The organism is Stutzerimonas stutzeri, assembly GCF_000935215.1.
Classification (GTDB): Bacteria; Pseudomonadota; Gammaproteobacteria; order Pseudomonadales; family Pseudomonadaceae; genus Stutzerimonas.
Genome location: NZ_JXXD01000050.1, coordinates 1 through 9,722 on the forward strand (window position 1 = coordinate 1; position 9,722 = coordinate 9,722).

At 63.2% G+C, this 9,722-nt stretch carries 9 protein-coding genes and 1 pseudogene; 9 read left to right on the plus strand and 1 reads right to left on the minus strand.

Going from position 1 to position 9,722, the window contains the following annotated elements:
- From LO50_RS06960 to trpC, 8 genes and pseudogenes are all read left to right on the plus strand, one after another.
- The coding region (locus LO50_RS06960; protein ID WP_044314542.1) for an NAD-dependent succinate-semialdehyde dehydrogenase at positions 1–1,284 on the plus strand (1,284 nt) is incomplete at its 5' end.
- Positions 1,285–1,442: 158 nt separating this feature from the next.
- Positions 1,443–2,723 (plus strand): 4-aminobutyrate--2-oxoglutarate transaminase, encoded by a 1,281-nt coding sequence (gene gabT, locus LO50_RS06965; protein WP_044314543.1) that lies wholly within the window; start codon positions 1,443–1,445, stop codon positions 2,721–2,723.
- A gap of 104 nt (positions 2,724–2,827) precedes the next feature.
- A complete protein-coding gene (rpe, locus tag LO50_RS06970) occupies positions 2,828–3,502 on the plus strand; it encodes a ribulose-phosphate 3-epimerase (RefSeq protein ID WP_044314548.1) in 675 nt (224 codons plus the stop codon).
- Positions 3,499–4,309: pseudogene (locus LO50_RS06975) on the plus strand (phosphoglycolate phosphatase). The gene rpe and the pseudogene LO50_RS06975 overlap by 4 nt, the downstream one beginning before the upstream one ends.
- Positions 4,310–4,379: 70 nt before the next feature.
- Positions 4,380–5,864: an anthranilate synthase component I gene (trpE, locus tag LO50_RS06980; RefSeq protein ID WP_044314545.1), complete on the plus strand. Its 1,485-nt coding sequence runs from the start codon at positions 4,380–4,382 to the stop codon at positions 5,862–5,864.
- Between the two features lie 2 nt (positions 5,865–5,866).
- Positions 5,867–6,460 (plus strand): aminodeoxychorismate/anthranilate synthase component II, encoded by a 594-nt coding sequence (locus LO50_RS06985; protein ID WP_044314546.1) that lies wholly within the window; start codon positions 5,867–5,869, stop codon positions 6,458–6,460.
- A complete protein-coding gene (gene trpD, locus LO50_RS06990) occupies positions 6,460–7,506 on the plus strand; it encodes an anthranilate phosphoribosyltransferase (protein WP_013981695.1) in 1,047 nt (348 codons plus the stop codon). The genes LO50_RS06985 and trpD overlap by 1 nt, the downstream gene beginning before the upstream one ends.
- Entirely contained in the window at positions 7,503–8,345 is an 843-nt protein-coding gene (gene trpC / locus LO50_RS06995; RefSeq protein ID WP_013981696.1) for an indole-3-glycerol phosphate synthase TrpC, read from the plus strand. Before trpD ends, trpC begins: the two co-directional genes overlap by 4 nt.
- Positions 8,346–8,390: 45 nt before the next feature.
- Here trpC and crp read toward each other — a convergent pair whose 3' ends face one another.
- Positions 8,391–9,035, minus strand: a complete 645-nt coding sequence (gene crp / locus LO50_RS07000) for a cAMP-activated global transcriptional regulator CRP (RefSeq protein WP_015278313.1) — start codon at positions 9,033–9,035, stop codon at positions 8,391–8,393.
- Between the two features lie 212 nt (positions 9,036–9,247).
- On the opposite strand from crp, the gene LO50_RS07005 reads away from it, so the two are divergent.
- Positions 9,248–9,670: an OsmC family protein gene (locus LO50_RS07005; protein ID WP_044314547.1), complete on the plus strand. Its 423-nt coding sequence runs from the start codon at positions 9,248–9,250 to the stop codon at positions 9,668–9,670.
- Positions 9,671–9,722: the final 52 nt, after the last annotated feature.

Here is a 9,722-nt window from a genome sequence, read left to right on the forward strand (position 1 = left end):
GCACAACCCGCCTGGCGCGCGCTGACTGCCAAGGAGCGCGCCGGGCGCCTGCGGCGCTGGTACGAGTTGATGCTGGAGAATCAGGAAGACCTGGCGCGGATCATGACCGCCGAACAGGGCAAGCCGTTGGCCGAGGCGCGGGGCGAGGTAGCCTACGCCGCATCCTTTCTCGAGTGGTTCGCCGAGGAGGGCAAGCGCCTGTATGGCGATGTGATTCCTGCCCATGCCGGCGACAAGCGCATCCTGGTGCAGAAGGAGCCGGTCGGCGTCACCGCGGCGATCACGCCGTGGAATTTTCCCAGCGCCATGATCACCCGCAAGGCCGGCCCGGCGCTGGCGGCCGGTTGTGCCATGGTCCTCAAGCCGGCACCACAAACACCGTTTTCCGCACTGGCGCTGGCCGCGCTCGCCGAGCGTGCGGGCATTCCGGCGGGACTGTTCAGCGTGATCACCGCCGACGCCGCGACCTCCCGCGAGGTAGGCGCCGAGCTCTGCGAAAACCAAATCGTGCGCAAGCTCTCGTTCACCGGCTCGACGGCGGTGGGCATCAAGCTGATGCAGCAGTGCGCGCCGACGCTGAAGAAGCTCTCGCTGGAGCTGGGCGGTAACGCGCCCTTTATCGTCTTCGACGACGCCGATCTGGATGCCGCGGTGGAGGGCGCAATGATCTCCAAGTACCGCAACGCCGGGCAGACTTGTGTCTGCGCCAACCGCATCTACGTGCAGGACGGCATCTACGAGGCCTTCGTCGACAAGCTCTCCGCGGCGGTGGCGCGGCTGAAGGTCGGCAACGGCACGGAGGAGGGCGTCACCACCGGCCCGTTGATCGATGCCGCGGCAGTGGCCAAGGTGCAACGGCATCTGCAGGACGCCCTCGACAAGGGCGCCACCCTGCTGGCCGGCGGCAAACCCCATGCACTGGGCGGCAACTTCTTCGAGCCGACGCTGGTGGGCGGCGTCACGTCCGAGATGGCCGTGGCGCGAGAAGAAACCTTCGGTCCGCTGGCGCCGCTGTTCCGCTTCCGCGACGAGGCCGAGGTGATCCGCCAGGCCAACGACACCGAGTTCGGCCTCGCCGCCTATTTCTACGCCCGCGACCTGAGCCGGGTGTTCCGTGTCGCCGAGGCGCTGGAGTACGGCATGGTCGGCATCAACACCGGAGTGATCTCCACCGAGGTGGCGCCGTTCGGCGGGATGAAGGCCTCCGGCCTGGGCCGTGAAGGCTCGAAGTACGGCCTGGATGAATACGTGGAAATCAAATACCTGTGCCTGGGCGGTATCTGACGCCAGCGGCCTAAAACAGGCGTGCAAAATAATGCACGGAGTTTTACTGTAATCCGAACGCTTTGGATGGCGCGGCAGCCGATCATCGTATGCTGCCGCGCCTGCTTCCTGGCGTTCTTTCCGACCCGTGCCGACGATGAGCGGCTACCGAGGAGCTTATGAGCAAGACCAACGAATCCCTGATGCAACGCCGTGTCGCCGCCGTTCCCCGTGGCGTCGGCCAGATCCATCCGATATTTGCCGATCACGCGAAGAACAGCAGCGTGGTCGACGTCGAAGGCCGCGAGTTCATCGATTTCGCCGGTGGCATCGCCGTGCTGAATACCGGTCACCTGCACCCGAAAATCATCAAGGCGGTCGAGGACCAGCTGCACAAGCTGACCCACACCTGCTTCCAGGTGCTGGCCTACGAGCCCTACGTCGAGCTGTGCGAGAAGATCAACGCGCGGGTGCCGGGTGATTTCGCCAAGAAGACCCTGCTTGTCACTACCGGCTCCGAGGCGGTGGAAAACGCGGTGAAGATCGCCCGCGCCGCCACCGGGCGTGCCGGCGTGATCGCCTTCACCGGCGCCTACCATGGCCGCACCATGATGACCCTGGGGCTGACCGGCAAGGTCGCGCCGTACTCGGCCGGCATGGGCCTGATGCCGGGCGGCATCTTCCGCGCGCTGTACCCCTGCGCCATTCATGGCGTCAGCGTCGATGACTCGATCGCCAGCATCGAGCGCATCTTCAAGAACGACGCCGAACCACGCGACATCGCGGCGATCATCATCGAGCCGGTGCAGGGCGAGGGCGGCTTCAACGTCGCGCCGAAGGATTTCATGGCTCGCCTGCGCGCACTGTGCGACGAACACGGCATCCTGCTGATTGCCGACGAAGTGCAGACCGGCGCCGGGCGTACCGGCACCTTCTTCGCCATGGAGCAGATGGGTGTGGTGGCGGACCTGACCACCTTCGCCAAGTCGGTTGGCGGCGGCTTCCCGATCGCCGGCGTGTGCGGCAAGGCCGAGCTCATGGACGCCATCGCGCCGGGTGGTCTGGGCGGCACCTATGCGGGCAATCCGTTGTCCTGCGCGGCGGCGCTGGCGGTGCTGGAAGTCTTCGAGGAAGAGAAGCTGCTCGACCGCTGCAAGGCGGTAGCCGAGAGGCTGACCACGGGCCTCAAGGCAATCCAGGCCAAGCACAAGGAGATCGGCGAGGTGCGCGGTTTGGGCGCGATGATCGCCATCGAGCTGTTCGAGGACGGCGATCATGCGCGACCGGCTGCCGCCCTGACCTCGCAGATCGTCGCCCGGGCGCGGGACAAGGGCCTGATCCTGCTGTCCTGTGGCACCTACTACAACGTGCTGCGGGTGCTGGTGCCGCTGACTGCCGAGGACGAGCTGCTCGACCGCGGATTGGCGATCATCGCAGAGTGCTTCGACGAGCTGACCTGATCCGACCTAGCGGCTCGCCGGCATCCGCAATGGATGTCAGGCGCGCCGCAATCCTGACCCTCGGGTACAATGCGCGGCATTCCGCCGTGCTACCCGAGGTCGTCATGCAGCCGTTCGCTATCGCCCCTTCGATTCTTTCCGCCAATTTCGCCCGTCTGGGTGAGGAAGTGGACAACGTGCTGGCCGCTGGCGCCGACATCGTCCATTTCGATGTGATGGACAATCACTACGTCCCCAATCTGACCATCGGCCCGATGGTCTGCTCGGCGCTGCGCAAGCACGGCGTGACCGCGCCCATCGACGTGCATCTGATGGTCAAGCCGGTGGATCGCATGATCGGCGACTTCCTTGAGGCCGGCGCGACTTACATCACCTTTCACCCGGAAGCCTCGGAGCACATCGACCGTTCGCTGCAGCTGATCAAGGACGGCGGTGCCAAGGCCGGCCTGGTGTTCAACCCGGCCACGCCGCTGGACGTGCTCAAGTACGTCATGGACAAGGTCGACATGGTCTTGCTGATGAGCGTCAACCCGGGTTTCGGCGGACAGAAATTCATTCCTAACACGTTGGACAAGCTGCGCGAAGCGCGTGCGCTGATCGACGCCAGCGGTCGCGAGATTCGCCTGGAGATCGATGGTGGCGTCAATCCGAAGAACATCCGCGAAATCGCTGCGGCGGGCGCCGATACCTTCGTTGCCGGCTCGGCGATCTTCAACCAGCCGGATTACAAAGCCGTGATCGACCAGATGCGCGCCGAGCTGGCGCTTGCCCGGCCATGACTCGCCTGGAGCAACTGTTCGACGGCAAATTGCCACGGCTGGTGATGTTCGACCTGGACGGCACCCTGATGGATTCAGTGCCGGACCTGGCCGCGGCGGTGGACAAGATGTTGATGCTGCTTGGTCGCGAGCCCGCCGGCATCGAGCGGGTGCGCGACTGGGTCGGCAATGGCTCGCGCGTGCTGGTGCGTCGCGCATTGGCCGGTCAGCTGAACCATGACGGTGTGGCCGACGAGCTGGCCGATGAGGCGCTGGCGCTGTTCATGCAGGCATACTCCGGCGGCCATGAGCTAACCACCGTCTATCCGGGCGTTCGCGAATGCCTGGATTGGCTGCGCGAGCGCGAGGTGAAGCTCGCGATCATCACCAACAAGCCGGCGCAGTTCATCGAACCGCTGCTGGAGGAGAAGGGGCTGGCCGGTTACTTCCAGTGGCTGGTCGGTGGCGATACCTTGCCGCAGCAGAAGCCCGATCCGGCGGCGCTGTTCTGGGTGATGGACAAGGCGGGCGTTGCGCCCCGCGAATCGCTGTTCGTGGGGGATTCGCGCAATGACGTGCGGGCTGCGAAGGCGGCGGCGGTCCCCTGTGTCGCGCTCACTTATGGCTACAACCACGGCGAGCCCATCGCGAATGAGCAGCCAGCGCTGGTGCTCGACAACCTGCGCGAGCTGGTTGCTTCGGCTCCGGGGCTGCGCTAGTGTGGCCGGACTCTTTTTGACCCCCCGAAGAGATCCGCTCGTGGTGCTCACCCGCAGACAATGGATGAAAGTCATCAAGGCCCTGGCCCGTTGGCGCTGGCGCGCCTGACTTTTCCTGCCGGCCAGGCCGGCGCGTTTGCCGTTGTTCGTTCGAACCCTCCTCAGACCACGAGGCTGACATGACCCGCGAAGAATTCCTGCGTTTGGCCGCCGAAGGCCATAACCGCATTCCCCTGTCGTTCGAGACCCTCGCCGACTTCGACACCCCGTTGTCGCTATACCTGAAACTGGCCGATGCGCCGAATTCCTACCTGCTCGAGTCCGTCCAGGGCGGCGAGAAGTGGGGGCGTTACTCAATCATCGGTCTGCCGTGCCGCACCGTGCTGCGCGTGCGGGATCACCGCATCAGCGTGACCACCGATGGCATCGAGACCGAGGCCTGTGAGATCGAGGATCCGCTGGCCTTCGTCGAATCCTTCCAGCAGCGCTACCGCGTCGCGCCGGTCGAAGGTCTGCCGCGCTTCAACGGCGGGCTGGTCGGCTATTTCGGCTACGACAGCGTGCGCTATGTCGAGCGCAAACTGGGTAACTGCCCCAATCCCGATCCGTTGGGCACACCGGATATCCTGCTGATGGTTTCCGACGCCGTGGTGGTGTTCGACAACCTCGCCGGCAAGCTGCACTGCATCGTGCTGGTCGACCCGTCGCAGCCGGAAGCCTACGAGGCCGGTCAGGCTCGCCTGCACGCGTTGCGGGCGAAGCTGCGCCAGTCGATCACGCCGCGCCTGGGCCTGGATTTCGAAAAGAGCAACGGCGCCGAGCCGACCTTTCGCTCCAGCTTCAGCCGCGAGGACTACGAGCAGGCCGTCAACCGCATCAAGGACTACATCCTGGCTGGCGACTGCATGCAGGTGGTGATTTCCCAGCGCATGTCGATCCCGTTCCAGGCCGCACCGATCGATCTGTACCGCGCGCTGCGTTGCTTCAACCCGACGCCCTACATGTACTTCTTCAACTTCGGTGACTTCCACGTGGTGGGGTCGTCGCCGGAAGTGCTGGTGCGGGTCGAGGAAGGCCTGGTCACGGTCCGCCCCATCGCCGGCACGCGTCCGCGCGGTGCCAACGAAGAGGCTGATCTGGCGTTGGAGCAGGACCTGCTCAGCGATGCCAAGGAGCTCGCCGAACACCTGATGCTGATCGACCTGGGCCGCAACGATGTCGGTCGTGTCGCCGAGACCGGCACCGTGCGCCTGACCGAGAAGATGGTCATCGAGCGCTATTCGAATGTCATGCACATCGTGTCCAACGTCACCGGTCAGCTCAAGGCGCCATTGACGGCGATGGACGCGCTGCGCGCGATCCTGCCGGCCGGCACGCTCTCTGGGGCACCAAAGATCCGCGCGATGGAAATCATCGACGAGCTGGAGCCGGTCAAGCGTGGTGTCTACGGTGGCGCGGTCGGCTATCTGGCCTGGAACGGCAACATGGACACCGCCATCGCAATTCGTACCGCGGTGATCAAGGACGGCGAACTGCACGTGCAGGCCGGCGCCGGCATCGTTGCCGATTCGCAGCCTGCGCTCGAGTGGGAAGAGACGCTGAACAAGCGCCGCGCCATGTTCCGCGCGGTGGCCCTGGCCGAACGCGACCAGCAGGAGAACTGATCATGCTGTTGATGCTCGATAACTACGATTCCTTTACCTACAACGTCGTGCAGTACCTCGGCGAGCTTGGTGCCGACGTCAAGGTGGTGCGCAACGACGAGCTGAGCGTGGTCGAGATCGAAGCGCTGAATCCGGAGCGCATCGTCGTCTCGCCGGGCCCGTGCACGCCGAACGAGGCGGGTGTGTCGCTGGAGCTGATTCGTCATTTCGCCGGCAAATTGCCGATTCTTGGCGTCTGCCTCGGCCACCAGAGCATCGGTCAGGCCTTCGGTGGCGATGTGGTACGTGCTCGGCAGGCCATGCACGGCAAGACCAGCCCGGTGTTTCACCATGACCAGGGTGTGTTCGCCGGGCTCAATAATCCACTGACCGTCACCCGTTACCACTCGCTGGTGGTCAAGCGCGAGACGTTGCCCGACTCCCTGGAAATCACCGCATGGACCCAGCTGGACGATGGCTCGGTCGACGAGATCATGGGCTTGCGACACAAGACGCTGAACATCGAGGGCGTGCAGTTCCACCCCGAATCGATCCTCACCGAACAGGGCCATGAGCTGTTCGCGAATTTTCTGAAGCAAACCGGAGGCGTGCGCTGATGGATATCAAGGAAGCCCTCAACCGCATCGTCGGTCAGCTGGACCTGACCACCGAAGAGATGCAGGCGGTGATGCGTCAGATCATGACCGGTCAATGCACTGATGCGCAGGTCGGTGCGTTCCTCATGGGCATGCGCATGAAGAGCGAAACCATCGACGAGATCGTCGGCGCGGTGCAGGTCATGCGTGAGCTTGCTGCCCCGGTGCGTTTCGACACCGACAAGCTTGTCGACACCTGTGGCACCGGTGGCGACGGCATGAATATCTTCAACGTGTCCACTGCCGCCTCGTTCGTCGTTGCGGCCGCTGGCGGCAAGGTCGCCAAGCACGGTAACCGCGCAGTATCCGGCAAGAGCGGCAGCGCCGATCTGCTCGAGGCGGCCGGGGTCTTCCTCGACCTGACGCCCGAGCAGGTGGCGCGCAGTGTCGATACGGTCGGCGTCGGCTTCATGTTCGCCCCGGCCCATCATGGCGCCATGAAGCATGCGGCCGGCCCGCGCCGCGAACTCGGCCTGCGGACGCTGTTCAATATCCTCGGCCCCATGGCCAACCCGGCCGGCGTCTGCCATCAGGTGCTTGGCGTGTTCAGCAAGGCATTGTGCCGGCCGATGGCCGAAGTGCTGGCGCGTCTGGGCAGCAAGCATGTGCTGGTGGTGCATGCGCAGGACGGGCTGGACGAGATCAGTCTGGCCGCGCCAACGCATGTTGCCGAGCTGAAGGATGGTGAGATCCGTGAATACAGCATTCAGCCCGAAGACTTCGGGATCAAGAGTCAGAGCCTGATCGGTCTGAACGTCGAGGATGCACAGGGTTCGCTGGCCTTGATCCGCGATGCGCTGGGGCGTCGGCAGAGCGAGAACGGGCAGAAGGCTGCCGACATGATCGTGCTCAACGCTGGCGCTGCGCTTTACGCAGCCGATCTGGCGAGCAGCCTGAAGCAGGGTGTCGAGATGGCGCATGATGCCCTCAGCACCGGGTTGGCGCGTGACAAGCTGGAGGAGCTGGTTTCCTTCACCGCGGTATTCAAGCAGGAGAATCAAAAGTGAGCGTGCCGACCGTTCTGGAGAAGATCATCGCCCGCAAGTTCGAGGAGGTTGCGCAGCGCAGTCGCCAGGTCGGGCTGGGTGAGCTGGAGCAGCGTGCCGCAGCTGCCGAACCGGTGCGTGGCTTCGCTGCCGCGCTTGAGCGCCGGGTGCGCAGCAAGGAGCCTGCGGTTATCGCTGAGGTGAAGAAGGCATCGCCGAGCAAAGGGGTCATTCGCGATCCCTTCCTGCCCGCCGAAATTGCCGCCAGCTACGAGACCGGGGGCGCTGCTTGCCTGTCGGTGTTGACCGACATCGATTTCTTTCAGGGCGCCGATGAATATCTGCAGCAGGCGCGGGCGGCTTGCTCGCTGCCGGTTATCCGCAAGGATTTCATGATCGACCCGTATCAGGTGGTCGAAGCGCGAGCGCTTGGCGCCGACTGCATTCTGCTGATCGTCGCGGCACTGGACGATGTGCGTATGCACGAGCTGGCCGCGGTGGCCAAGCAGCAGGGGCTGGACGTGCTGGTAGAGGTGCACGACGCTGCCGAACTTGAACGTGCGCTGCGTCTGGAAACGCCGCTGGTGGGCATCAACAACCGCAACCTGCATACCTTCGAGGTCAATCTGGAAACCACGCTGGATCTGCTGCCGCGGATTCCAAAGGATCGGCTGGTGGTGACCGAGAGCGGGATCTTCAATCGTGCCGATGTCGAGCTGATGGAAATAAACCAGGTCTACGCATTCCTGGTGGGCGAGGCGTTCATGCGCGCCGAGCAACCTGGCGTAGAGCTGCAGCGCCTGTTCTATCCCGATCGTTCGCGCGGCCGTGCGGCCCCTGTCGCTGCCGATCCGGAGTGACCGCCTGCCCGCGCATTGCGCGCTGGCAGGTAGCGGTCTGAAGGATCAGCGAGTGCCGAATACCACCATGGTCTTGCCTTTGACATAGACGAGACCCTGGGCTTCCAGGCTCTTGAGCACCCGACCGACCATCTCGCGGGAGCAACCGACGATACGGCCGATTTCCTGGCGGGTGATCTTGATCTGCATGCCGTCCGGATGAGTCATGGCGTCGGGCTGCTTGCACAGGTCGAGCAAGGTACGCGCGACACGGCCGGTAACGTCAAGGAAGGCCAGGTCGCCGACCTTGCGTGTGGTGTTGCGCAGACGCTCGGCCATCTGACTGCCGAGGGCATAGAGGATGTCCGGATCCTGCTGGGTCAGCTCGCGAAACTTCGCATAGCTCAGTTCGGCAACTTCGCATTCGGTTTTTGCGCGGACCCAGGCGCTGCGTTCCTTTTCCGTTCCTTCCTTCTCGAAAAGCCCCATCTCTCCGAAAAAGTCGCCTGCATTCAAATAGGCGATGATCATCTCGCGACCGTCGTCATCCTCGATAAGAATGGTGACCGAGCCTTTGACGATGAAAAAAAGCGACTCGCAACGGTCGCCTGCGTAAATGATCGTGCTCTTCGCCGTGTATCGCCGTCTATGGCAATGGGCGAGCAACTTGTCGATATTCTTTATCTTGGGCGTAAGAGAGATAGCTACCATGCTGTGGGTCCCGGATAAGTATTCAATAAAGACTGATTATTGTTATATGTGGCTGTCATTCAGCTTTCGTGAGCTTAACAGACCAAGGCGGAGCAGTTGCAAAGTTGCGACAGGCGAAACGTGTGGGTCAACGCACCTTTAGTCGCGTATGTGACGCTGTCGATTTAAAGGCCCATGCTAAGCTATCCGCCCTGTTTTTATTGGAGTTGGCGATGAAAGCGCGCATTCAATGGGTAGACGGTGCGATGTTCCTTGGCGAGTCCGGCAGCGGGCATGTCGTGGTGATGGATGGCCCGCCCGAGAACGGCGGACGTAACCTTGGCGTACGCCCCATGGAGATGCTGCTACTTGGCCTGGGTGGCTGCAGTAACTTCGATGTAGTGAGCATTCTGAAAAAGTCGCGGCAGGCTGTGGATAGTTGCGAAGTCTTCGTTGAGGCCGACCGTGCATCCGAAGACCCAAAGGTGTTTACCAAGATTCATCTGCGTTTCGTCGTCAAGGGTCGCTCGCTGAAGGAGGCCCAGGTCAAGCGCGCGGTCGAGCTTTCGGCGGAGAAGTACTGCTCGGCCTCAATCATGCTTGGTCGTGCCGGCGTCGAGATCAGCCATGCTTACGAGATGGTCGAACTCGACTGACCGCTATCGGCTGATTCTGTTGAAAAAGTAGGTTTAGCGGCAGCAAGGCGGT